At 57.9% G+C, this 22,127-nt stretch carries 22 protein-coding genes; 8 read left to right on the top strand and 14 right to left on the bottom strand.

Going from position 1 to position 22,127, the window contains the following annotated elements:
- Positions 1–21: 21 nt before the first annotated feature.
- The 4 genes from argA to gpmI form a co-directional block, all read right to left on the bottom strand.
- Positions 22–1,329 (bottom strand): amino-acid N-acetyltransferase, encoded by a 1,308-nt coding sequence (gene argA, locus HWX34_RS03655; protein WP_178971039.1) that lies wholly within the window; start codon positions 1,327–1,329, stop codon positions 22–24.
- A gap of 153 nt (positions 1,330–1,482) precedes the next feature.
- On the bottom strand, positions 1,483–2,895 hold the full coding sequence (locus HWX34_RS03650; protein WP_178971038.1) for a S41 family peptidase: 1,413 nt from the start codon (positions 2,893–2,895) through the stop codon (positions 1,483–1,485).
- Between the two features lie 45 nt (positions 2,896–2,940).
- The gene (locus HWX34_RS03645) at positions 2,941–4,269 is read right to left on the bottom strand and encodes a murein hydrolase activator EnvC (protein WP_178971037.1); all 1,329 of its coding nucleotides are present in this window, start codon (positions 4,267–4,269) and stop codon (positions 2,941–2,943) included.
- 101 nt (positions 4,270–4,370) lie between these two features.
- The gene (gene gpmI, locus HWX34_RS03640) at positions 4,371–5,891 is read right to left on the bottom strand and encodes a 2,3-bisphosphoglycerate-independent phosphoglycerate mutase (protein WP_178971036.1); all 1,521 of its coding nucleotides are present in this window, start codon (positions 5,889–5,891) and stop codon (positions 4,371–4,373) included.
- 113 nt (positions 5,892–6,004) lie between these two features.
- On the opposite strand from gpmI, the gene HWX34_RS03635 reads away from it, so the two are divergent.
- Positions 6,005–6,301: a helix-turn-helix transcriptional regulator gene (locus HWX34_RS03635; protein ID WP_045845528.1), complete on the top strand. Its 297-nt coding sequence runs from the start codon at positions 6,005–6,007 to the stop codon at positions 6,299–6,301.
- 36 nt (positions 6,302–6,337) lie between these two features.
- Here the strand turns inward: HWX34_RS03635 and HWX34_RS03630 are convergent, their stop codons facing one another.
- Both HWX34_RS03630 and xseA read right to left on the bottom strand, forming a co-directional pair.
- Entirely contained in the window at positions 6,338–6,793 is a 456-nt protein-coding gene (locus tag HWX34_RS03630) for a DUF4442 domain-containing protein (protein ID WP_178971035.1), read from the bottom strand.
- A gap of 72 nt (positions 6,794–6,865) precedes the next feature.
- The gene (xseA, locus tag HWX34_RS03625) at positions 6,866–8,221 is read right to left on the bottom strand and encodes an exodeoxyribonuclease VII large subunit (protein ID WP_178971034.1); all 1,356 of its coding nucleotides are present in this window, start codon (positions 8,219–8,221) and stop codon (positions 6,866–6,868) included.
- A 380-nt stretch (positions 8,222–8,601) separates the two neighbouring features.
- Between xseA and HWX34_RS03620 the strand changes: the two genes are divergently transcribed.
- The 7 genes from HWX34_RS03620 to HWX34_RS03590 all read left to right on the top strand — a co-directional run bounded on the left by HWX34_RS03620 (position 8,602) and on the right by HWX34_RS03590 (position 13,182).
- Entirely contained in the window at positions 8,602–9,225 is a 624-nt protein-coding gene (locus HWX34_RS03620) for a MotA/TolQ/ExbB proton channel family protein (RefSeq protein WP_178971033.1), read from the top strand.
- Complete coding sequence (locus HWX34_RS03615) at positions 9,222–9,641, top strand: biopolymer transporter ExbD (RefSeq protein WP_178971032.1); 420 nt, start codon at positions 9,222–9,224, stop codon at positions 9,639–9,641. Before HWX34_RS03620 ends, HWX34_RS03615 begins: the two co-directional genes overlap by 4 nt.
- The gene (gene lpxK / locus HWX34_RS03610; protein WP_178971031.1) at positions 9,638–10,669 is read left to right on the top strand and encodes a tetraacyldisaccharide 4'-kinase; all 1,032 of its coding nucleotides are present in this window, start codon (positions 9,638–9,640) and stop codon (positions 10,667–10,669) included. The genes HWX34_RS03615 and lpxK overlap by 4 nt, the downstream gene beginning before the upstream one ends.
- Positions 10,659–10,841, top strand: coding sequence for a Trm112 family protein (locus tag HWX34_RS03605; protein WP_045845534.1), 183 nt, complete (start codon positions 10,659–10,661; stop codon positions 10,839–10,841). Before lpxK ends, HWX34_RS03605 begins: the two co-directional genes overlap by 11 nt.
- A complete protein-coding gene (kdsB, locus tag HWX34_RS03600) occupies positions 10,838–11,599 on the top strand; it encodes a 3-deoxy-manno-octulosonate cytidylyltransferase (RefSeq protein WP_178971030.1) in 762 nt (253 codons plus the stop codon). The genes HWX34_RS03605 and kdsB overlap by 4 nt, the downstream gene beginning before the upstream one ends.
- A 79-nt stretch (positions 11,600–11,678) precedes the next feature.
- Positions 11,679–12,335, top strand: coding sequence for an adenylate kinase (adk, locus tag HWX34_RS03595; protein WP_178971029.1), 657 nt, complete (start codon positions 11,679–11,681; stop codon positions 12,333–12,335).
- A gap of 229 nt (positions 12,336–12,564) precedes the next feature.
- A complete protein-coding gene (locus tag HWX34_RS03590) occupies positions 12,565–13,182 on the top strand; it encodes a hemolysin III family protein (protein WP_178971028.1) in 618 nt (205 codons plus the stop codon).
- A 68-nt stretch (positions 13,183–13,250) separates the two neighbouring features.
- On the opposite strand, the gene HWX34_RS03585 is transcribed toward HWX34_RS03590, so the two are convergent.
- From HWX34_RS03585 to ptsN, 8 genes are all read right to left on the bottom strand, one after another.
- On the bottom strand, positions 13,251–14,834 hold the full coding sequence (locus HWX34_RS03585; RefSeq protein WP_178971027.1) for a DUF3369 domain-containing protein: 1,584 nt from the start codon (positions 14,832–14,834) through the stop codon (positions 13,251–13,253).
- A complete protein-coding gene (locus HWX34_RS03580) occupies positions 14,831–16,378 on the bottom strand; it encodes a HAMP domain-containing sensor histidine kinase (protein ID WP_178971026.1) in 1,548 nt (515 codons plus the stop codon). The genes HWX34_RS03585 and HWX34_RS03580 overlap by 4 nt, the downstream gene beginning before the upstream one ends.
- Before the next feature lie 225 nt (positions 16,379–16,603).
- Positions 16,604–17,539: a DMT family transporter gene (locus HWX34_RS03575; RefSeq protein WP_255496559.1), complete on the bottom strand. Its 936-nt coding sequence runs from the start codon at positions 17,537–17,539 to the stop codon at positions 16,604–16,606.
- A gap of 102 nt (positions 17,540–17,641) precedes the next feature.
- Complete coding sequence (locus tag HWX34_RS03570; RefSeq protein ID WP_178971024.1) at positions 17,642–19,102, bottom strand: NAD(P)H-hydrate dehydratase; 1,461 nt, start codon at positions 19,100–19,102, stop codon at positions 17,642–17,644.
- 2 nt (positions 19,103–19,104) lie between these two features.
- Positions 19,105–19,725 carry a flavin prenyltransferase UbiX gene (locus HWX34_RS03565; RefSeq protein WP_178971023.1) on the bottom strand — a complete coding sequence of 207 codons (621 nt, stop codon included), beginning with the start codon at positions 19,723–19,725 and terminating at the stop codon, positions 19,105–19,107.
- 65 nt (positions 19,726–19,790) lie between these two features.
- Entirely contained in the window at positions 19,791–20,633 is an 843-nt protein-coding gene (gene rapZ, locus HWX34_RS03560) for an RNase adapter RapZ (protein ID WP_178971022.1), read from the bottom strand.
- Positions 20,614–21,570 carry an HPr(Ser) kinase/phosphatase gene (gene hprK / locus HWX34_RS03555; RefSeq protein ID WP_178971021.1) on the bottom strand — a complete coding sequence of 319 codons (957 nt, stop codon included), beginning with the start codon at positions 21,568–21,570 and terminating at the stop codon, positions 20,614–20,616. Before hprK ends, rapZ begins: the two co-directional genes overlap by 20 nt.
- On the bottom strand, positions 21,563–22,027 hold the full coding sequence (ptsN, locus tag HWX34_RS03550) for a PTS IIA-like nitrogen regulatory protein PtsN (RefSeq protein ID WP_178971020.1): 465 nt from the start codon (positions 22,025–22,027) through the stop codon (positions 21,563–21,565). Before ptsN ends, hprK begins: the two co-directional genes overlap by 8 nt.
- Positions 22,028–22,127 lie beyond the last annotated feature (100 nt).

Here is a 22,127-nt window from a genome sequence, read left to right as displayed (position 1 = left end):
CTGGCGAGGTGGTATACCGGCTCACAATTCCTTGACGAATATTTTGGAACGGCGCTGATTATTGTAAAAAGCCTGGCGTGCCAGTGGCAGCTGGCCACGGCCAGCTTCGGCAAAACCGCGCTCGACAAACCAGTGCGCCGTTTGAGTGGTCAGCACGAACAGGGCTTTCAGGCCGCGGGTACGTGCCTGATATTCCACGTGTTTGAGCAAGGTTTCGCCAAAGCGGCCTTCACGGCGTTCCGGTGCTACTGCGAGGCAAGCCAGCTCTGCCATCCCGGCTTCTGGAAACACATGCATGGCCACGCAGCCATAAATCTTGCCGTCGTGCTCCAGTACCGAGTATTGGGAAATTTCCATTTCCAGATGCTCGCGGCTGCGCTTGACCAGAATGCCCTGCTCTTCCAGCGGGCGGATCAGGTTCAGGATGGGGCCGATGTCATCCACACTGGCATTGCGCACTTTGACCAATGCATCACGGGCAATCATGGTACCTGTACCGCCATTGGTGAACAGTTCGGCCAAGAGCGAGCCATCTTCGTGATGGCTGACCAGGTGGGCACGCGGGATGCCATCGCGGGTCGCCTTGATGGCATAAGGCAGATAGGCGGTAACATCGCGCTGCAGGTGCCCGGCTTGCAGCAATTCTTCGGCCTGCTGGGCGGTGAGCGAGCTGACGTGCTGGCCCGTCTCATTGGTGACACCACGTCCTTCAATCACGAAGATCAGCTTTTCGGCTTTGAGGGCTGATGCCAGCTGGGCGGCCATTTCTTCCATGGTGAGGTTGAAGGCTTCGCCCGTGACCGAGTAGCCCACCGGCGAGAGCAATACCAGTTCACCGGCGGTCAGTCGGGTATTGATGGCATCTACGTCTATGCGTCGTACCTGGCCCGTGTATTGCATGTCCACGCCGTCCAGAACACCCAGCGGCTGGGCGGTGATGAAATTACCACCGGCTACGCGCAAATGGGCACCGAACATGGGCGAATTGGGCATGCCCATCGACAACTGGGCCTCAATGCCATAGCGGGTAGCGCCGCTGGCTTGCTTGACGATTTCCATGGTGCTGGCATCGGTCACTCGTCGGTCGCGGTGAAACAGCCGGTTCAGGCCATTGCGTTTGAGCAAGGCTTCGATCTGGGGGCGGATGCCATGGACCAGCACCACGCGCACACCCAGACTGACCAACAGGTTGATATCCTGCGACAGATTGTGAAAACCGCCTTCCATCACGGCTTCGCCACTGACAGCCAGTACGAAGGTTTTACCGCGGAAGGTATTGATATAGGGGGCGGCTTCACGGAAGGAGAGGACAAATTCCCGGTTCAGCATTGTTGGATAGGCTCCCGCCAGATAAATACGTCAGAAACGACAAGCCTAGCAGGAATAGCAGGGGATGGGCAGCGCTTTCGCCGCTTGTTGCGGGGCGGTCGGAAATGAAAACAGCCACCCCGGCAAAGGACGGGGTGGCTGTCTGTTCAAGGCTCAATTGCCTTGTTTGATCAGGATTTGCTGCACCTTCAGGATGTTCAGGCCCTGGGACAGCTGGTAATCCTGTTTCGGATTTGGCTCGCGCGGATTGTCCGGGTTGGCGTTCTTGTCGTCCTGCGGCTTGGGTGCTTGCTGTTTGATCACAGGAGCTGTCGCCGGTTTGGCTGGTGTGGCCGACTTGGACGGGGTTTCTTCGCCATTCGGATTGGCCAGATGGTTTTCCAGATCGGCTTCGCGAACGCGCAGCGCCTGGTCTGCCGCCGTGACTGTCGCGTCTTCCACCACCACATCCGGCACAATGCCCTTGGCCTGGATGGAGCGACCACTCGGGGTAAAGTAACGTGCAGTGGTCAGCTTGATACCACCGGCACTACCCAGCGGCAGGATGGATTGCACCGAGCCCTTGCCAAAGGTTTGGGTGCCCACCAGTACCGCACGTTTGTGGTCTTGCAGCGCGCCGGCAACAATCTCGGATGCTGAGGCCGAGCCACCATTCACCAGGACCACCAGCGGCACCTTGTGGGTTTCCTGTGGCAGTACCGACAGCGGGTCCGGCATGCCGGGGCGGCCATAGTTCTGTGCAGACGCCGTCAGTTTCATCTTGGCATCCGCGGTGCGGCCTTCGGTATACACCACCAGCGCATCCTTGGGCAGGAAGGCGGCAGAAACACCAACGGCACTGGTCAGCAAGCCACCCGGGTCGTCACGCAGGTCCAGCACCAGGCCCTTGAGCGGCTGCTTGTTCTGCTTGGTCATGCTGGCAATCGCTTCGGCCAGGTTTTCGGTGGTGTGCTCCTGGAACTGGGTGATGCGCACATAGCCATAACCCGGTTCCAGCAATTTGGACTTCACGCTCTTGGTCTTGATGATGGCGCGGGTGATGGCAAAGACCAGCGGCTTGGTTTCGTTCTTGCGGGCAATGGTAAGCGTGACTTTGCTGCCCGGCTTGCCGCGCATGCGCTTGACCGCGTCATTCAGCGACAGCCCGCGTACCGGGGTATCGTCAATCTTGATGATCAGGTCGCCACTCTTGATGCCGGCCTTCTGTGCCGGCGTGTCTTCAATCGGCGAAACGACTTTAACCAGGCCGTCTTCGGCACCGATCTCGATGCCAAGACCGCCAAATTCACCCTGGGTCCCTTCGCGCAGTTCCTTGAATGCGTCGGCATCCATGTAGTCGGAGTGCGGGTCAAGTCCGCTGAGCATGCCCTTGATGGCTTCGGTGATCAGTTTCTTGTCATCGACCGGGTCAACATAATCCTGCTTGATCCGGCCAAATACTTCGGCAAAGGTACGCAGTTCATTCAGCGGGAGCGTGGTGGGCTCCTTGCCGGCAAAAGCCTGCACGCTGAGGGTGAGGGCGCCGCCTGCCAGTGCGCCGGCGGCAAGCCAGGCAATTTTTTTCATGCGATGACTAGTCATATTGTGTGTTGGTCTCCGATACCGCGGGGCTTAGCGTACCCAGGTTTGCGGGTTGAGAGGTTGTCCCATGTGCCGGATTTCAAAGTACAGGCCGGATTCGCCGCTGTCCAGTGCGCCAGTGTTGCCGAGTGTTTCGCCAGCTTTGACGGCACTGCCAACACTCTTGCCGATGGCAGAGAGGCCGGTATAGACCGTCAGGTAGTTACCACCGTGATCCACAATCACGGCATTGCCGAATCCGCGTAGCGCATCAGCATACACTACGTTGCCATCGGCGACTGCATGAACCGGCTGGCCCGGCGCAGTCTTGATGAACACACCTTTCCACGACGTGCCTTCGCTACGTGCGCTACCAAAGCGGCCGGCAAGCTGGCCTGACACCGGCATTTTCATGCGGCCTTGCAGGCTGGCAAAGGCTTTGCCGGATGCACTGCCGTCGGCCACTTCCGCCACCGGTTTTTCAACCGGTACCGGAACTGACTTTTTGGCTACTTCCGGCACTGGCTTGCCTTGTTTGCGGGCGTTTTCGGCCAGTTTGCGACGGCGCTCGTTTTCCTTCTTGGCTGCCAGCGCGGCAGCCTGACGGGCCTTGCGCTCCTCAGCTGCCTTACGGATGGCCTCCTGGCGGCGGCGTTCGATTTCCAGGTTGATCTGGGCAATCAGGTTGGTCAGCCGTTTTTCGTCTTCCTGCAGCTTGCCCAAGCGGCTTTGTCCAGCCTGGATTTCACCAGCGATCTTGTTCAGCTGGGCCAGCTTGTTGCTCTTGCTGTTGAGCAGGGCATTCTTTTCCCGGCTTTTGTGGCTGGACAGTGCGTCCAGCCGCGCCAGTTCCTGCTCCAGCTGATAGGTCAGTGCTTCCAGCTCATGCTGGCGGCTGATCAGTTGCGTCACCATTTGTTGCTGAGCTTTGGCAATGTGCTGGTAATACACCATGTCGCGCGAGGTCTGGTTCGGGTCGTCGGCATTGAGCATCAGCTTCATCGCGTCGTGATCGCCGCTCTTGTACTGCCTGGCCAGCATTTGTGCCACGCGCTGGCGGGTTTCTGCCAGTTTGTGCGCAGTGGTTTGTACTTGCTGGCGCAAGTCAGCCAGTTGTTGGGCCGAATTGTTTTGCTTGTTTTCCAGCTTGGCAATCACCTGATTGGTTTGGGCAATGGCCTGTTCCGACTCCTGAATGGCGGATTTGGCTTCTTGTTGCACCGCCTGCTTCTGCGCCAGGTCCTTTTTCAGATTATCGATTTCCTTGCGGACCGATTGCAGGTTCTGTTGTTGCGGTGCGGTGGACAAGGGGGGAGAGGCAGAAGAGGGAGCGGCTTGGGCCGCGCCAGCCAGCAGGGCTAGCAGCAATATCGGTTTCATTCCATTTTCACTTCGGATTACACCTGGTGCCAGCATGATAACAGGGCCGCGCGCACTGGGCAGCCTCATTGCCGGCCTGCATGGCAGGCCGGCGTGGGGTCTTACTCGAAGTCGATCAGCGAGCGGCCAGTCATTTCTGCTGGCTGCGGCAAGCCCATCATGGCCAGCAGGGACGGTGCGATGTCGCGCAGTGCGCCGCCTTCCTGGATATGCGCCTTGCGACCGACATACAGGAAGGGCACCTTGTCCAGGGTGTGCTGGGTATGCGGCTGATGGTGTGCGGCATCGTACATCTGCTCGCAATTACCGTGATCTGCCGTGATCAACACTTCGCCACCCGCTGCCTGCATGGCTTCTACGCAGCGCTTGACGCAAGCATCCAGCGTTTCCACTGCCTTGACCGCAGCGTCGAACTTGCCGGTGTGGCCCACCATGTCGCCATTTGCATAGTTGCAAATGATGGCCTGGTACTTGCCGGAGGCAATGGCTTCGACGATATGGTCGGTGACTTGCGGCGCATTCATTTCCGGCTGCAAGTCGTAGGTGGCCACTTTGGGAGATGGCACCAGGATACGGTCCTCACCAGGGTAAACCTGTTCTTCGCCACCGTTAAAGAAGTAGGTCACATGCGGATACTTCTCGGTTTCGGCAATGCGCAGCTGTTTCAGGCCCTGGCTGGCAAGGTATTCGCCAAAGCCATTGCTGATTTTTTGCGGTGCATAGGCCACCGGGTTGCTGTAGGCCTCACCGTATGAAGTCAGCGTAACAAACGCGGCCAGTTTCGGCTGGCGCACGCTGAAGCCATTGAAGGCCGGGTCGGTGAGTGCTGTAGTGAGCTGGCGTGCACGGTCGGCGCGGAAGTTCATGAAGACGGCGACATCACCATCCTGCATCTTGACTGGGGCACCGATGCCGGTTGCTGCAACGAACTCGTCGTTTTCATCACGCGCATAGGCGGCAGCCAGGGCTTGCAGGCCGCTGTCCGCATGGTAAAGGCCTTCGCCTTCCACCAGCAGGCGGTAAGCCGGCTCCACCCGTTCCCAGCGTTTGTCGCGGTCCATGGCCCAGTAGCGGCCGGTAACGGAAACCAGACGGGCAGCAGGGCAGCTGACCAGTACTTCATCCAGACGCTTGAGATAGGTTTCGGCACTGCGCGGCGGGGTGTCGCGGCCATCCAGGAAGGCATGCACGTAAATATGCGGCACGCCAGCGGCCTGGGCGGCACGGATCAGCGCAAAGATGTGATTTTCATGGCTGTGGACGCCGCCATCGGACAAGAGTCCCATGACGTGCAGTGCTGAGCCTTTGGCCTGCTGGATAGCCTGTTGCAGTACCGGGTTCTGGTCGAAGCGGTTTTCTTCGATATCGCAGTCGATACGGCTGATGTCCTGTTGGACAATCCGACCTGCACCGATATTCAGGTGCCCCACTTCGGAGTTGCCGAACTGCCCGCTGGGCAGGCCGACGAAGCCTTCGGAGGCATCAATCACGCCGTAGGGATACTGCTGTTTCAGGGCGTCCCAGGTGGGGGTGTTGGCATGCAGGATGGCATTGTCGTCACCTTCCAGCCGGTGTCCGAAGCCGTCGAGAATAAGGAGTAAAACGGGTGTGATAGCTGTCATGATGTCCACAATCAGAATATTAGAAATTCTTGATGGTATTGATTTTTTTAGTTAGTATTGTACCGTAGTCAAACCAATATAAATACGCATTGCAAACTACTTAGGAGCAGAGCTTGCTGTTCAACGATGACCAGATCGAACAGTCCTCGCGGGCGATGAAAGCAATGTCCCATCCCTTGCGCTTGAAGATCATTTCGGTACTGGGCGACCAGGAAGTCAGTGTGCAGGATATTGTGGAGCAGGTGGGAACCTCGCAGAGCAATATTTCCCAGCATCTGGCCATCATGCGCGACAAGGGGGTTCTCCGGACACGAAAAGATGCCAACCGGGTTTATTACCGGGTTGGCGATATCCGGACACTGGAAGTGCTGAAAATGATGCGTGAAGTATTTTGTGGCTTTGTCGACTGATCTTTCAGCCTGGCATCGTCAATGCAAAAAGGCCGCTTAGCGGCCTTTTTTGCGTCTGACGTACAGTGTCTTGTGCACGGTGGCCACTACATCGCCAGCACTGTCCCGGATATCCACTTTCAGTTGCGGCAGGTGTTTTTCCCCACTTGCCGTGTGGCGTCTGATATCGGCAATCTGCTGCTGATCCAGCTTGAAGCGGGCGTGCACCACACCTTTGCCCGGCTTGTGATATTCGATGCTGCCCGCCTTGTCCCACACCACGTAGTCCGGCCCCAGCGACTGTATCAGCATCAGCATGAAAAACGGGTCGGTCATGGCATACAGGCTGCCACCGAAATGGACGCCAACGTAGTTGCGGTTGGTCAGTCCCAGTCGCAAACGCACATCCACCTGTTGCCAATCTGGCGCAATATGCCCCACCTTGATGCCGGCACCCAGAAAGGGCGGCCACAGGTTGATCAGTGTCTTGAGCAGGCGTGGTGAAAGTTTCATGGCATGAATTCAAACGGTTGTTTGATATTCATCCTCGATACATTTCACCCTGCTGTCAAGCGGCCTTGTTTTTCAGAAGGGCAGTTCCGGCTGCGCGCCAGTGGGGTGATCGACCAGCGCTTCGGTGACGCCATCAGCCAGACGTAACAGCACGCGCTCGCGGTTCAGCAATTCCTGTGGCGACTTCACCGCATGACCATCCTGTTTTTGCACGATGGCATAACCGCGGTTGAGTACCGCCTGCGGATTCATGGCTTCCAGCGTGGCTGCCTGCTGTTGCAGGGTCTGTTTGCGGCGGCTGATCAGCAGCTGCATGCCGTGTTGCAGTCGCCCTTGCAATTGGTTCAGCTGATGCTGCTGGCGTAGTAGCTGCGGCTGATGTCGTTGCAGGCGGCTGTTGGCCAGTTGCAAACCAAAGCGGCGACGGTCAAATACGCCATCCAGGCTGCGACGTAAGCGCGCGGATGCCTGCTGCAGGCTTTGCGCTTGCCGTCGCAGTATTTCTCCCGGGTGATTCAGCCGGCGGGACAGGTAGTCCAGTTGCTGTGATTTATCCACCAGCAGCCGACCCAGTGCTCGCTCCAGCCCGCGTTTGGCTTGCTCCAGTTGCAGGCGCAATTGCTCCTGGCTGGGGGAAACCAGCTCTGCGGCGGCGGTGGGTGTGGGGGCGCGGCGGTCGGCGACAAAGTCGCAGATGGTGAAGTCGGTTTCGTGGCCGACGCCGCTGACCACCGGAATCCGGCATGCGGCAATGGCGCGGGCCACAATTTCCTCGTTGAACGACCACAAGTCTTCAATGCTGCCCCCACCACGGCACACAATCAGCACATCGACTTCCTGGCGTGTGGAGGCTTGCTCAATGGCGGCTGCAATCTGGCGTGCTGCGCTTTCCCCTTGTACCTGTGCTGGGTAAAGAATGACCGGGATGTCCGGCATGCGCCGGGCCAGCGTAGTCACTACGTCGCGCAGGGCCGCCGCCGCCGGTGAGGTGACAATGCCGATGGCTGCCGGGTGTAGTGGCAGCGGACGTTTGCGTGCAGTGTCAAACAAACCTTCTGCACTCAAGCGGCTTTTCAGTTTTTCGAACGCTTCGTACAGGCGGCCAAGACCAGCAGAGCGCATGGTGTCGACGTTGATCTGGTAGTCGCCCCGCGCCTCGTACAAGGTGATCAGGCCCTTGAGTTCCACTTGCATGCCTTCTGTCAGACGAAATGGCAGCAAGGACAATTTGTGACGGAACATCACGCAGCGTATTTGCGCACCACCATCCTTGAGGGAGAAATAGGCATGACCAGACGCGGCCAGGGTAAGGTTGGAAATTTCTCCGCCAATCCACAAGGGTGGCAGGCCGGATTCCAGCAAGTCACGCACCATGCGATTAAGAGAAGAGACGCTGATGACGTCATTGGCCGTGCTATTGAAATTCATGGTTGTCAAGTCATCCACAACAAAAATACCGGTTTTTGTCGTCTGTAAATTGTCGGACAAAGAAGGATGTGGTGTTGAGTGTTTAAAAATAAATCACTTTAAAATCAACAAGTTAAATTGCTTGTTCAAATTGCAGTCAGCTGCTGGAAATGGGCCAGCAGTGCGGTTTTGCCCTATCTGTTCACATGCTTATCAACAAAGTTATCCACAGCATCTGTGGATGCAGGAAAATTTCCCTTACAAAATCACAGCTTAGGGAATTTTCTTGTATTTGTTTCGTAATTTCCCGCTTTCTGCTCGGCATGATAGCTGCCATGGTTGCCGAGAACTGGCGCAACCGCTAAAGTTTAGCGTTTAGCTAAAGCTTTGGAGAGTGTTTCGTGTGGTCAATTGTTGAAGCGGCCGGCTGGCCGATCTGGACCATCATTCTGGCCTCGGTCATTTCGCTGGCCATTATCTTCGAGCGTCTGTTCAGTTTACGTGCCTCGTTGATCGTTCCTGATGGTCTGTTGGCACAAACCGTGGCTGAATTCCGCCGCGCCGGAGCCTCTGCTGAATTGTTGCAGCTGCTCCAGAGTCATTCACCGCTGGGCAAGCTGTTTGCTGCGGGCCTGCGTAATGTTGGCGTCAGTCGTGAAGTGATGAAGGATGCCATCGAAGACGAGGGCCGTGTGGTAGCGCATCAGCTGGAACGTTTCCTCAATACGCTGGGTACTATCGCCGCCATGGCACCGCTGCTGGGTTTGCTGGGTACGGTAATCGGGATGATTGAAATCTTTGGTTCCCAGGCCCCGGGTGGTTCCACCAATCCGCAACAGCTGGCCCATGGTATTTCCATTGCCCTGTACAACACCGCTTTCGGCCTGATCGTGGCCATTCCCAGCATGATGTTCTACCGTCATTTCCGTGCCCGTGTGGATGGTTTGCTGGTGGAAATGGAGGCGCAGGCGGTGAAGCTGGTTGAAGTGGTGCATGGCGAGCGTCAGAACGGTAACCAGTCATGAATTTTCGCCGCGGACGGCACCGTGAGGAGCCGGAAATCAACTTCATTCCGATGATTGACCTGCTGCTGGTGATCCTGATTTTCCTGATGGTCACCACGACTTATTCCAAATTTGCCGAGATGAAGATTAACCTGCCTACGGCGCAGGCCGATACCAGTCAGCAGCAAGCTACGCCCATCACCGTGGCGGTGGCGGCGTCCGGTGAAATGGATGTGGCGGGCCATAAACTGTTGCCTGGCGACAAGGCGGGCTTGCAGGCCCAACTGCGCGATGCTGCTGCCGGCAAGAAAGACCCTGTGGTGGTAGTGAATGCCGATGCCAAGGCGACACATCAATCGGTAATCAGCGTGATGGAGGCTGCCAGGGCAGCTGGTTTGTTGCAGCTGACCTTTGCGACGCAGAACAGCACGCCATGAGTCGACTCAGTCAATTGATCGAACGCCACTGGTATCAACCGACATGGTGGCTGACAGCCCTTCTGGCTCCGCTGGAAGGGCTGTTTGCTCTGGTGGCCGGCTTGCGCAGGGCAGGCTACCGGCTTGGTGTGCTACGCAGCCAGCGTCTGGGCGTGCCGGTGGTTGTCATTGGCAACATCAATGTCGGTGGTGTGGGCAAGACGCCACTCACCCTGGGTTTGCTGGCCAGCCTGCAACAGCAAGGTATCCGGGTGGGGGTGATCAGCCGTGGTTATGGTGGTTCGCATGCTCAGCCCACCCTGGTTTTGCCAGAAAGTACGCCTGACGAAGTGGGAGATGAACCCTTGCTGCTGGCGGCCAGTGGTGCACCGGTGGTGGTGGGGCGGGACAGGGTGGCCGCAGGTGAGCACCTGATACGTCAGCACCCGGAGATTCAACTGATTCTGACTGACGATGGTTTGCAGCATTACCGCCTGGCCCGTACGCTGGAGGTGGCGGTAGTGGATGGTCGGCGAGGGCTGGGTAATGGACACCTGCTGCCCGGCGGCCCCCTGCGCGAGCCCGCCAGCCGTCTGTCCAGCGTTGATGCCGTGGTGGTCAATGGCCAGGGCGCAGACCTGCCCTTGCCCGCAGACTTGCCACGGTTTGACATGCAATTGCAATGCGGGATGCTGCAATCACTGGCGCAGCTTGATTGTTATCGCTCGCCAGATGATTTTGCCGGGCAGCCGGTGATTGCACTGGCTGGCATCGGCCATCCGGAACGTTTTTTCCATACTTTGCAGAAGCAGGGCTTTACCCTGCAGCAATGCCTGTATTTTCCTGATCATCATGCATTTAGCGCTGCCGATTTGCCTGGTGGCGACAGTCCCATCATCGTCACCAGCAAAGATGCGGTGAAATTGCGGGGAGTGATTCATGATGCGGCGCAGCGTGCTAGACTATGGATCTTGCCGGTGACGGCCCAGCTGACGCCGGATCTTGCCGGCTGGCTACTTTCCCGATTGAAGATAAGACATGGACGCTAAATTTCTGGACATTCTGGTGTGCCCGCTGTGCAAAGGCCCGCTGGTACTCGACAAGACCCGGCAGGAGCTGATCTGCAAGGGCGACCGCCTGGCATTCCCGATCAAGGACGGCATTCCGATGATGCTGGAAACCGAGGCGCGCGAACTGGCGCCGGAAGAAGAAGTTAAATGAGCGGTTTTGCCATCGTCATTCCGGCGCGCATGGCGTCCAGCCGTCTGCCGGGCAAGCCGCTGGCCGACCTGGGCGGCAAACCCATGGTGGTGCGCGTGGCCGAGCAGGCAGCAAAAAGCCGCGCCAGCCAGGTGGTGGTGGCAACCGATCATCCCGATATTCTCGCCGCCTGTGCCGCCCATGGCATAGCAGCGGTGATGACGCGGGAGGATCACGCCAGCGGCACCGACCGTCTGGCTGAAGTGGCGCAGCACATGCAATGGCCAGCCGAACAGGTGGTGGTGAACGTACAGGGCGATGAGCCCTTGATTGATCCGGCCCTGATCGACAAGCTGGCCGCATTGATGGCAGAAACCGGCGTGCCGATGGCAACGGTCGCACACCCGTTTCATGCAGCGCAGGACATGTTCAATCCCAATGTGGTCAAGGTGGTACTGGATCACGCTGGGCGGGCCCTGTATTTCAGCCGGGCGCCCATTCCCTATGCCCGTGACGCGTTTGCACACGATACAAGCGCATTGCCTGCCGACCTACCGGTCCTGCGGCACATCGGCATGTATGCCTACCAGGCAGGTTTTTTGCAGACCTACAGCGCATTGAGCCCGGCACCGCTGGAGCAGTTCGAAGCTCTGGAGCAGCTGCGCGTGTTGTGGCACGGCTACCCCATCATGGTGGCCACAGTGAGCGAGGCACCCGCAGCCGGCGTGGATACGCCGGAGGATCTGGAACGGGTGCGTGCCGTACTGGCCGGGCGCTGAGCGTCAGGCAAGGCCGCAATGCAAGACGGCCGAAGAACACCAATCACAATAAACGACATACAAACTGACGGGAGTAATTATGCGATTGATTCTGTTGGGCGCTCCGGGCGCTGGCAAGGGTACTCAGGCTAACTATATTCGCGAGGAATTCGGCATTCCGCAGATTTCCACCGGCGACATGCTGCGTGCGGCCGTGAAGGCCGGTACGCCGCTGGGTCTGGAAGCCAAGGCCATCATGGATGCCGGTGGCCTGGTCCGTGACGACATCATCATTGGTCTGGTCAAGGAGCGTATTGCGCAGGACGACTGTGCCAAGGGTTTCTTGTTTGATGGTTTCCCGCGCACCATTCCGCAGGCTGAAGCCATGATTGCGGCTGGCGTGGACATCGACTATGTGGTGGAAATCGACGTACCGGATGCCGCCATTGTGGAACGCATGGCTGGTCGTCGCGTACACGTGGCTTCCGGTCGTACTTATCACGTCACCTTCAACCCGCCGAAAGTGGCAGGCAAGGATGACGAAACCGGTGAAGACCTGATCCAGCGTGATGATGACCACGAAGAAACCGTGAAAAAGCGTCTGGCGGTCTATCACGAGCAAACCGAAGTACTGGTTGGTTTCTACGGCCAGCGTGCAGCCAGAGGCGATGCCAAGGCACCGAAGTATGTGAAGATAGACGGCACGCAACCCGTTGATGTGGTGCGTGGCAACGTGCTGAAGGCATTGGGTGCCTGAGCGACGTTTTTTACTGCCAATGTGACAAAGCGGGCTACGGCCCGCTTTGTTTTTGTATACTGCTTGATATCGAGAATAAGTGGCGGTTTGAACTTGTATTGCCGGTTTATGCCGCCAACTAGTTGTAGTCCCCGCAGGAACCGCTTGTCACCGTTCAGGTCAACCTTCAGTCTGACCCGCAGTGATGACGCTGACCATACCCATGGTTGCAGTAAGAAGAGAGAGTGACATGTATTACGGAGAGCGCTTCAACGGCATTTCCCACCTGATTGGTACCGTGCTGGCGGTAACCGGGCTGGTCAGCCTGGTGTATGTGGCTGCCGAGCAGGGAGACCCCTGGAAGATCGTCAGCTTCAGCTTGTACGGCTCCACCCTGGTATTGCTGTATCTGATTTCCACCCTGTATCACAGCGCCAAAGGCCGTGCCAAGGCGATTTTGCAAAAGTGCGATCACTCGGCCATCTACCTGCTGATCGCCGGGAGCTACACGCCGTACTGTCTGGTGACCTTGCGTGGTGCATGGGGATGGACCTTGTTCGGTTTGAGCTGGGGCCTCGCTATCTTCGGCATCATTCAGGAACTCACGCTGGGGCGACGCACCCGTTTGTTGTCGATGATTCTCTACGTGGTAATGGGCTGGCTGGTGGTGATTGCCATGCAGCCCCTGATTGCGGCCATGTCCTGGGGCGGTCTGTTCTGGCTGGCACTGGGCGGGGTGATATACAGCGTCGGTATTTACTGGTTCATCAACGATGAAAAGATCCGTCACGGGCATGGCATCTGGCACTTGTTCGTGATGGGGGGCAGCATCTGCCAGTTTGTCAGCGTGATGTTTTACGTTGCCTGAGTGTGGGCATGGCAGGCATGAAAAAGCCAACCGGTAATGGTTGGCTTTTTCTTTTGCAACACTGCGGGCTATAGCTCGAAGGGCAGGCGATTCTGCTCGATCAGCGTACACAATGCAGTGACAACCACCGGGTCGAACTGGCTGCCTGCACGGCTGCGGATATAGTCCAGGGTGTCGGATAGTTCCCACGGCTCTTTGTAAGGGCGCTTGTTGAGCAAGGCATCAAACACATCCACCACGGCGACAATACGGGCCGACAGCGGAATGGCCTGGCCGCTCAGCTTCTGCGGATAGCCATTGCCATCGAAGTGTTCGTGATGTCCTCCGGCAATTTCCGAGCCGAGTGACAAATAGCTTTGCCCTTCTACCATCTGGGCGGATTTGGCTAGAATGCTGGCACCAATGCTGGCGTGTTGCTCCATGATGCGGCGCTCATCCGGGTCCAGCTTGCCGGGTTTGAACAGGATGTGGTCTGGCGTACCGACCTTGCCCACATCATGCAGGATGCTGGCCATGCCCACCATGTCCATGAAATCCGGGCTGAGTTGTTCCAGATAATGGCCGGCACTGCGAATTTCACTGGCAATGGCATGGGTCAGCTTCTGCACCCGTTGTACATGTGCTCCGGTATCCGTGTCGCGGTATTCGGCCAAGGCAGCCAGTGCCACTACGGTAGCCTCTTGCGAGTGGCGCAGCTGGTTGTACAGGTAAAGGTTGTCATAGGCCGAGGAAATACGCTGGCAGAAAACCTCCAGCAGATTGCGCTCGACATCATCCAGCGGCCAGGGCGGGGTGAAGTGGACGGCAAATTCGCGGCCATTCTGGGCCGTGATGCACAGCACATCGTATGGGTGCTGATAGATATTGCGCTTTTCCTGCAGAGCCTGACGAATGGCCTGGGCCAAGTCGGGGTAGTCGTCCAGGCTGCCGCCTTCGAGCAGGGTTTCATAGGCACCGGCGGCGGCCAGGATTTCCAACTGAGGCCGGCCTGTCAGGTCTGCCGTGCTTTCCACACACAGAATGCCATCGGTGCCCACATCCAGAATGGCACTGATCTGCTTGAGTACCCCCGAGGCAAACTCCTTGAGCGAAAACATCTGGTACAAGTCGGCCGCGCCTTCCAGAATCTTGGCCAGTCCCTGACGGTTTTTTTCGATGGTGATCAGGTTCTCATAGGCCCGCAGGGAGGCAATCACGGTGGTGAACAGCTTTTGTACCGTCAGCTCGGTTTTGGTTTTGTAGTCGTTGATATCGTAATTGAGGATGACCTCCTGCTCTGGTGCCTGGCCGGGCTGGCCGGTGCGTAGCACGATGCGGGTGGTGTTGTTCTGCATGACTTCGCGAATGCGCTGTACCAGCTGCAATCCGGCATCATCGGTTTCCATCACCACATCAAGCAATATCAAGGCGACATGGTCGTGCAGCTGCAACATCTGTTCGGCCTGTGCTGCCGAGTAGGCGCTGATCAGCTCCAGCCCGCGCTCCTTGTAACGGATATTGCGTATTGCCAGCGATGTCGCACTGTGAACATCCGGCTCGTCATCGACAATCAGGATTTTCCATGGCCGCTTGTACGACTGCAGCGCGTTACTGACGTCCACCGGCTCGTCATCCAACAGCCAGTTGTCGTCATTTTTTTCTTGCTGGCTCATCGTTTACCCTCCTTGTGGGAAACCTCGGGAGCAGTGCAGGGCATGGTAATGGTGAAGATGCTACCTTTGCCCACTTCGCTGTGTACTTCTATCGTGCCGCCGAGACGTTGCCGGATGATGTTATAGACGATGTGCAAGCCCAGGCCGCTGCCGCCATTGCCACGCCGTGTGGTGAAAAATGGATCGAATACCCGGTTGATGTTTTCTACCGGTATACCTTTGCCATCATCCTGGATGCTCAGGCGCACTTCGGCAGCCTGGTAGCGCTCGGCACGGATATGGATGTTGCCGCCAGGTTTTTCTTCAAACCCATGTACCAGTGCATTGACCAGCAGATTGGTCACCACCTGGGAGATGGCGCCCGGATAGCTGTCCAGTAGCAAGTCGTCTTCGCAGTCGATGGTGATATTAGTCTGGGAGCGCTTGAAGCGCGGTCTGAGACTGGTGACGATTTCACTCAGGTAATCGTTGAGCTGGAAATCCCTCCGCTGTTCACTGGTCTGGTCGACCGCAACCTGTTTGAAGCTGTGGATCAGGCTGGCTGCTCTTTCCGAATTGGACAGGATAAGGTCGCAGCATTCGCGTGCCGAATCCAGATAGGCCTGGAAGTCGCTTTTCTTGATGCCGCCATTGTCCAGTTTCTCGGTGATGTGCAGGGTCGTGGTGGCCAGGTGCGAAGCCGTGGTCAGCGTGATGCCGACCGGGGTGTTGATTTCATGGGCGACGCCAGCAACCAGGCTGCCCAAGGACGCCAGCTTTTCACTTTCCACCAGGGTCTGCTGGGTTTGCACCAATTGTTGCAGCGCGTGTTCCGCATTGTCGCGTTCCTGACGTGCCTGTGCTTCGGCCGTGGTGCGCATGGCCAAGTCCGCCGAGATGCGATCCACAATACGATTGAAACTGTGTCTGACGGCGCCGAACTCATCTTGTGTGGCTTCGGTCAGGCGTAGCGACTTGGCATCATTGCTGCTGGCGGCCTGGTCCAGCGCGCGCTGCAATTCCTTGAGCGGATCAAACACAAAGCGGTTCAGGTTATACGTCATCACAATGAAAATCAGGCCATCCAGAATCAGGATTTCCAGCAGGATTTCCAGCAAGTGCATGGTCTGGCGATGGGCCAGTTGGCTACGCGACAGATAAATGGTTGCCACGCCCAGCTTTTCACGGTTTTGATAGATGATGGGGATGGTCAGCGTATCATCGCCAACCGGCTTCTCTGCCGGTGCCATATCGCGCAATGAGGAAGTGTCATTGTTGCGGATGCGTCCGATATTCAGCCCGGCATCACCTGTAATGCGGATGGCGAGCACGGAACTCCAACCCAGTTCGGCATCCAGCGTCAGCCTGGTGTAGGCATCATCCATTTGCCACACCCCGTGTGGCAGCGCCAGTGCGAGTCGCGCTTGCAGCGAGGCGCGTTGTGCCTGGTAGTCTTCCTCGTCCTGGCTACGGTTTTGCTGATACGTCATCAAGCCGGTAATGGCCACCACTACCGTCACCCCTATCATTAGCCAGAGCCTGAGCTTGGATTTGATACTGTTCATTACTTTTATTATCCCTTTAGGCCTGCTTAATCCTAGGAAGTCTTGAACTGAAATGCCACTTTTGCCCGTCATGCATGGTGGCACTGCTTGCATGAGGATGTCACTTCAATCTGTCAGGGAAACGTCAATTCCATGGATTCCGGTGGTAAATGGCACCACTTTTGTGCAAGCGTGGCTGTGGAATCCGCTGTGCTGATCCCATCTGTGCAATACGGAGTGGATGGTCTATTGAGCTTCTACGGCGCAGCTGGCGTTGCTACCTTGTAGCTTTTGCAGTAACAGGCCACCCAGAATCAGCCCCAGCCCAAGCAGGGTGGATGGCAGGATGGCTTCCCCGATGACAAAGTGAATCAACACCAGTGATAGCAGTGGTGACAGGAAAATCAGATTGGCGATCTTCGCCGTACTTTGGGTCAGTTTCATCGCGCTGAGCCACAAGACAAAGGTGAAGCCCATTTCCAGTGCGCCGACATAGGCGGCACCGGCCAGCCCTTGCCAGGCGACTGGCGTCAGTTGCCCGGTGAGCGCGCAATACAGCAAGGCCATGGGCAGCGACATCATGAAGTTAAGTGTCAGGCCCAACACCGGCTCTCTGCTGTCGCGGGCGTTGAAGATCCAGTAAGCGGCCCACAGCAAGGTGGATGCCAGTGCAAAACCTACGCCACGCAAGCTGGAAAAATGCAGGCTTAACAATTGGCCATGTGTGCCGATGACCAGCACACCCAGATAACAAATGATGGCAGCCAGGCAGTCGTGCAGGCTGAGCTTGTGCTTGAGCAAGGGGACAGAGAGCAGCGTCATGGTGAGCGCCCAGGTGTAATTGATGGCCTGGGCTTCTTGTGCCGGCAGCAAAGCATAAGCCTGAAACAGGATCAGGTAGTAAATCAGGGGATTGACCGCACCCAGTACCAAGGAGTGGCGCCAGTGCTGGCGCAATGCAGGCCACAGGGTGCCAAGCCTGCCTTGGCCGAGCAAAATGCCCAGCAGGCAAAGGGTGGAAGCAATGCTGGCATACAAAACCAGTTGTGCCGGAGATAAATGAGCCAGGCTGATCTTGAAGGCTGTTGCCACGGTCGACCATGCCAATACTGCGCTCAGCCCAAACAAATATGCTTTCTTCTGTTGCTGCAAGGAAAATCTCCCATCACGGAATGGCGCCATTCTACCTAGCCGTGTGCAGCACTGAGAACGGTACTTCTATACAAATCGGGGTTGAAGGCCGGTATTGAACCTTGGCCCTGCCGGCCAGGGCAGTACCTCATTTTACGCGATCAGCTGATTCAGTATGCTGCTGCAGCGCAAGGCGGTGACCGATGCGGTAAGGCCAATCGGCCCGCCAGCTTCCTGTTGGTATTGGTCCCCGGCCAGGCCATGAGCCCGGACAGCAAGGCAGCTGGCTGCCAGTGCTGGCATACCCTGGGCCAATAAGGCGGCAATCAGGCCGGTCAGGACATCACCCTGACCGGCGGCAGCCAGTGCGGGGCCGCCGCTGGTATTCAGGTAATAGGGCCGGTTTGGTGCGCAAATCAGGCTGCCCGCGCCCTTGAGCACCACCACTGCATTGAGTGCCATGGACAGTTGTTGTGCGGCTTGTAGCCGGTCTGCCTGAATAGCTGCGGTGGAGCAGGCCAGCAAACGGGCGGCCTCCGCCGGATGCGGCGTGATGACGGTGGCCGCCTTGCGCAGGTGCAAACGGTTTTGCAAACCGCTATCGGTCGCCAGCAAATTGAGGGCATCTGCGTCCAGCACCAGCGGCTGCGGGCTGTCCACGGCTTGTTGCAGCCATTGCACCGCGTGGTCGCTTTGCCCCAGGCCAGGGCCCACTGCCAGTACATCACAATTTGGCAGACAGGGCGGCAGGGCGGCAGCATGCAGCATCAGTTCGGGAGACGTGGTGTCGACGACCAGTCGCGGGTCCAGGCTCAGCACATGAACCTTGCCCGCGCCGCCTGCCAGCGCGGCACGCCCTGCCAGCAATACTGCACCGTTCATGCCGGGGCATCCCCCCACGATGCTGACGGTGCCGTGGCTGCCTTTGTGACTATCCTGCTTGCGCTGCAGCATGCGGGCATCTTGCTGGTTCAAAAAGCCAGCAGCCAGCGGTTGCATCTCAGCTGGGTAGTCCAGTGGCGCGCATTCCACCTGCCCGGCATGGTCGGCCCCAGCTGCATAGAACAGACCGGGTTTGTGGCACAGAAAGGTCAGCGTGTGGCTGGCCTTGATGCAGGCAGATGGTGCCTGCCCGGTATAGGCATTCAGGCCGCTGGGGCAGTCCAGTGCCAGTGTGGGGCAGGCCAGTCGGTTTAACTGCCTGATGAGCTGACACCAGAAGTCATCCAGCGGACGGTTCAGGCCGATGCCAAACAGACCGTCAATCAGCAGGGCAGGAGGGGGGTAATCAGTACTCAATTGCTGTAGCGGCAGGCCGCCAGCCTGGCGCAGGGCCTGGAGGGCCTCACGGGCTTCGGTACTGACCGGTTGCTGTGGTAGCAAAACATCTACCTGGTAGCCTTGCTGCATCAGTAGCAGTGCTGCCACCAAGGCATCGCCACCGTTATTGCCCGGGCCGGCAGCCACCAGAATGCGCGCACCGCGTGCGATGGCTTGTTCCACCCAGCTGACTGTGGCTTGGGCTGCTTGCTGCATCAGCTTGATGCCGCGCTGCGCAGCGGCAATTTCCAGTTGGCGCAAGTCCGCCAGGCTCCACAGGGCTGAATGTTGCATGCTTACTCCTTGCCCGATTCTCCCCAGCGGGGCATCAGGCTGTTGGGAATGCGTAGCTGGTCCAGGATGCGGGCGACCACGAAATCCACCATGTCTTCGATGGTGGACGGGTGCGTATAAAAACCGGGTGACGGTGGCAGGATCACCACGCCCAGCCGGGCCAGCTTGAGCATGTTTTCCAGGTGAATGACCGAGAAGGGTGTTTCGCGCGGCACCAGAATCAGCTTGCGTCCTTCCTTGATGCTGACATCAGCAGCCCGTTCAATCAGGTTGTCGCTCATGCCTTGTGCAATGGCGGCCAGGGTGCCCATGGAACAGGGACAGACCACCATGGCATCGGCCGGATTGGAGCCGGAGGCAACCGGGGCAAACCATTCTTCACGGCCAAATACCGCCAGCTGTCCCTCTGTCGCGCTGGTGCGTTGTTGCAGCCATTGGGCAAATTCAGCAGGGCGGGAGGGGAGTTGCAGGGCCATCTCCTGCTTGGCTACGATCTGCGCAGCCTGTGAGTAGAGTACCCATACGCGGACTCCCTCTTGAATCAGGGTGTCGATCAGCCGCAGGCCATAGGGCAGGCCTGAGGCACCGGTAAGGGCAACGGTAACGGTTTGGGGTGTTTGCATCTTGTTTCCAGTGGCGGTCTTTCCTGCCGGTGCAGCAGGGCGCTGCGGACCGGGTGGCTGACCGGTCAGGATTCGCGAAACAACTGGCGATGTCGCAGCAGGACCTGTTCGGCCGGAAAGGCCTTGGCCAATTGTTCGGCAATAAAGACCGAGCGATGCTGACCACCGGTACAGCCAATGGCAACGGTGAGATAGCTGCGGTTTTCCCGGCTGAATTCCGGCAACCATTTCAGAATCATGCAGCGGATATCTTCGGCCATTTGCGCAACCAGCGGTTGCTGCGCGAAAAAGTCGATGATGGGTTGGTCGCGGCCGGTAAACGGGCGCAAGGCCAGGTCGTAATAAGGATTGGGCAGGCAGCGGACGTCAAACACGAAGTCGGCGTTCAGCGGTACGCCATGCTTGAAACCGAAGGATTCGAAAATGATGGTCAGGCGGCTGCTGTCTGCTTCCACCAACTGCTTGATGGCCGTTTTCAAGGCATTGGCTGACAACTCGCTGGTGTCGATGCGAATACCCATTTCCTGCACGCTGGCCAGCAGTTCCTGCTCCAGCTGGATGCATTCCTCCACCGTGGAGCCGCTGTCAGACAGCGGGTGCCGGCGGCGGGTTTCGGAAAAGCGCTTGACCAGGGTTTCCGGCTTGGCCTCGAGAAACAGCAAGCGTACATCCACGCCTTGCTGACGCAACTTGTCCACCTCGGCAGGCAGTGCACCCAGCGAAGGGCTGGAGCGGGTGTCCACGCTGATGGCAATCTGCTGGTAGCCATAATCGGCATAAAGCGACATGGCTTCATGCAGCATGGTGGCAGGCAGGTTATCCACACAGTAAAAGCCGGAGTCTTCCAGTGCGCGCAGGGCGATGGATTTACCGGAACCGGACAAGCCGCTAATCAATATCAGGCGCATTTTCCTGATCTCTGAGGAAGTTGGTATGGCGTTCGATGAATTCCCTGGTGCTGTCGATGCCGCGCAGTTGCAGGATGTAGTTGCGCACAGCCGCTTCAACCAGCACCGCAAGGTTACGGCCAGCCGCCACCGGCAGCACCACCTTGCGCACCGTCACGCCGATGATGTCCTGGGTCTCCGACTGGATGTTCAGCCGGTCCAGGGCCTGCATCGCCTGGTCGTTTGCCTTGACCAGGTGAATAATCAGTTTTAGCACCTTTTTCGGGCGTACGGCGGTTTCGCCAAAAATGGTGCGAATGTTCAGAATGCCCAGGCCACGCACTTCCAGAAAGTCGCGCAGCAGTGGCGGGCAGCGGCCTTCCAGGGTTTCCGGCCCGATGCGATACAGTTCCACTGCGTCATCGGCCACCATGCCGTGACCACGGGAAATCAGTTCCAGAGCCAGCTCGCTTTTGCCCATGGCCGAGTCGCCCATGATCAGCACGCCAATTTCCAGTACATCGAGAAATACGCCATGCAACACGGTGGAAACCGCCAGCGCGCGTGCCAGATAGATGCGCAGCACATCCATCAGGTAGGGGCTTTCCAGCGGCGTGCTCATCAGCGGCACATTATGCGTGTGGCAGTAGTCGCGCAACAACTTGGGCACGGGCTGGCCATTGGCCACCATCACCACCGACATGGATTTGTGGAACAACTGGTCCAGTGCGGTCTTGGCGGCGGATTGTTCCAGCCGGTTGAGGTAGTCCACCTCGGCCAGGCCCAGCACTTGTACCCGATTGGGGTGAATGAAATTCAGGTGGCCGACCAGGGCCAGGGTAGGGCGTTGTTCGTCGTTGCCGATGGGGCTGTCCGCGCCGCCGGTTCCTGCTACCCAGGTCAGGTTGAGCTTTTGCTGGTTGTCCTGATACAACCGGCGCACGGTAATGCTAGGCATGGTTGGTATTCCATCCGGTAAGCAACTGGTACAGGTCGGCACGCGAGGTCGCACTGAGCAGTTGTTCACGCAATTGTTTGCTGGAGAACAACTGTGCCAGTTCCGAGAGCACCTGCAAATGCAGGTCGGTCGCTTGTTCCGGCACCAGCAACACGAACAGGCTTTGCACCGGTTTGCCATCCGGTGCATCGAAAGGAATCGGGTTTTTCAGGCGAATGAACACGCCTGCCGCTTCCTTCAGCCCTCTGGCACGGCCATGCGGAATGGCCACGCCTTGACCAAGGCCGGTGGAGCCCAGTTTTTCCCGGGCAAACAAGCAGTCGAAAATTTCACTGCGGGCGATGCCGTGGGTGTTTTCGATAAGGAGGCCCACCTGCTCGAAGACGCGCTTCTTGCTGGCGACATCCAGGTCCGGGAGGATGTGATCCTGTGTCAGGATTTTGCCAATCAGGCTCATAGGAATGGTTGCACGCGGCTACAGAAACTGGCCAATTCTACGTTGCCTTCATCAAAATGAAAAAGGCTCCGAGCAAATAAAAACGGGAACCCGCCGGGTT

This window comes from Aquitalea sp. LB_tupeE (assembly GCF_013391415.1).
In the GTDB taxonomy this organism is placed as follows: Bacteria; Pseudomonadota; Gammaproteobacteria; order Burkholderiales; family Chromobacteriaceae; genus Aquitalea.
The sequence above is the reverse complement of the archived record's forward strand: the minus strand, read 5'-3'. Positions and strand labels throughout refer to the sequence as shown.

Coding starts and splice junctions, on each gene's coding strand:
- gpmI (WP_178971036.1), bottom strand. CDS start 5,891: ATGACAGCTATCACACCCGTTTTACTCCTTATTCTCGACGGCTTCGGA.
- HWX34_RS03615 (WP_178971032.1), top strand. CDS start 9,222: ATGAATTTTCGCCGCGGACGGCACCGTGAGGAGCCGGAAATCAACTTC.
- argA (WP_178971039.1), bottom strand. CDS start 1,329: ATGCTGAACCGGGAATTTGTCCTCTCCTTCCGTGAAGCCGCCCCCTAT.
- HWX34_RS03650 (WP_178971038.1), bottom strand. CDS start 2,895: ATGAAAAAAATTGCCTGGCTTGCCGCCGGCGCACTGGCAGGCGGCGCC.
- HWX34_RS03570 (WP_178971024.1), bottom strand. CDS start 19,102: ATGCAACATTCAGCCCTGTGGAGCCTGGCGGACTTGCGCCAACTGGAA.
- hprK (WP_178971021.1), bottom strand. CDS start 21,570: ATGCCTAGCATTACCGTGCGCCGGTTGTATCAGGACAACCAGCAAAAG.
- kdsB (WP_178971030.1), top strand. CDS start 10,838: ATGAGCGGTTTTGCCATCGTCATTCCGGCGCGCATGGCGTCCAGCCGT.
- HWX34_RS03580 (WP_178971026.1), bottom strand. CDS start 16,378: ATGAACAGTATCAAATCCAAGCTCAGGCTCTGGCTAATGATAGGGGTG.
- HWX34_RS03645 (WP_178971037.1), bottom strand. CDS start 4,269: ATGAAACCGATATTGCTGCTAGCCCTGCTGGCTGGCGCGGCCCAAGCC.
- xseA (WP_178971034.1), bottom strand. CDS start 8,221: ATGAATTTCAATAGCACGGCCAATGACGTCATCAGCGTCTCTTCTCTT.
- HWX34_RS03575 (WP_255496559.1), bottom strand. CDS start 17,539: ATGGCGCCATTCCGTGATGGGAGATTTTCCTTGCAGCAACAGAAGAAA.
- lpxK (WP_178971031.1), top strand. CDS start 9,638: ATGAGTCGACTCAGTCAATTGATCGAACGCCACTGGTATCAACCGACA.
- HWX34_RS03590 (WP_178971028.1), top strand. CDS start 12,565: ATGTATTACGGAGAGCGCTTCAACGGCATTTCCCACCTGATTGGTACC.
- HWX34_RS03630 (WP_178971035.1), bottom strand. CDS start 6,793: ATGAAACTTTCACCACGCCTGCTCAAGACACTGATCAACCTGTGGCCG.
- rapZ (WP_178971022.1), bottom strand. CDS start 20,633: ATGCGCCTGATATTGATTAGCGGCTTGTCCGGTTCCGGTAAATCCATC.
- HWX34_RS03585 (WP_178971027.1), bottom strand. CDS start 14,834: ATGAGCCAGCAAGAAAAAAATGACGACAACTGGCTGTTGGATGACGAG.
- HWX34_RS03565 (WP_178971023.1), bottom strand. CDS start 19,725: ATGCAAACACCCCAAACCGTTACCGTTGCCCTTACCGGTGCCTCAGGC.
- ptsN (WP_178971020.1), bottom strand. CDS start 22,027: ATGAGCCTGATTGGCAAAATCCTGACACAGGATCACATCCTCCCGGAC.
- adk (WP_178971029.1), top strand. CDS start 11,679: ATGCGATTGATTCTGTTGGGCGCTCCGGGCGCTGGCAAGGGTACTCAG.
- HWX34_RS03605 (WP_045845534.1), top strand. CDS start 10,659: ATGGACGCTAAATTTCTGGACATTCTGGTGTGCCCGCTGTGCAAAGGC.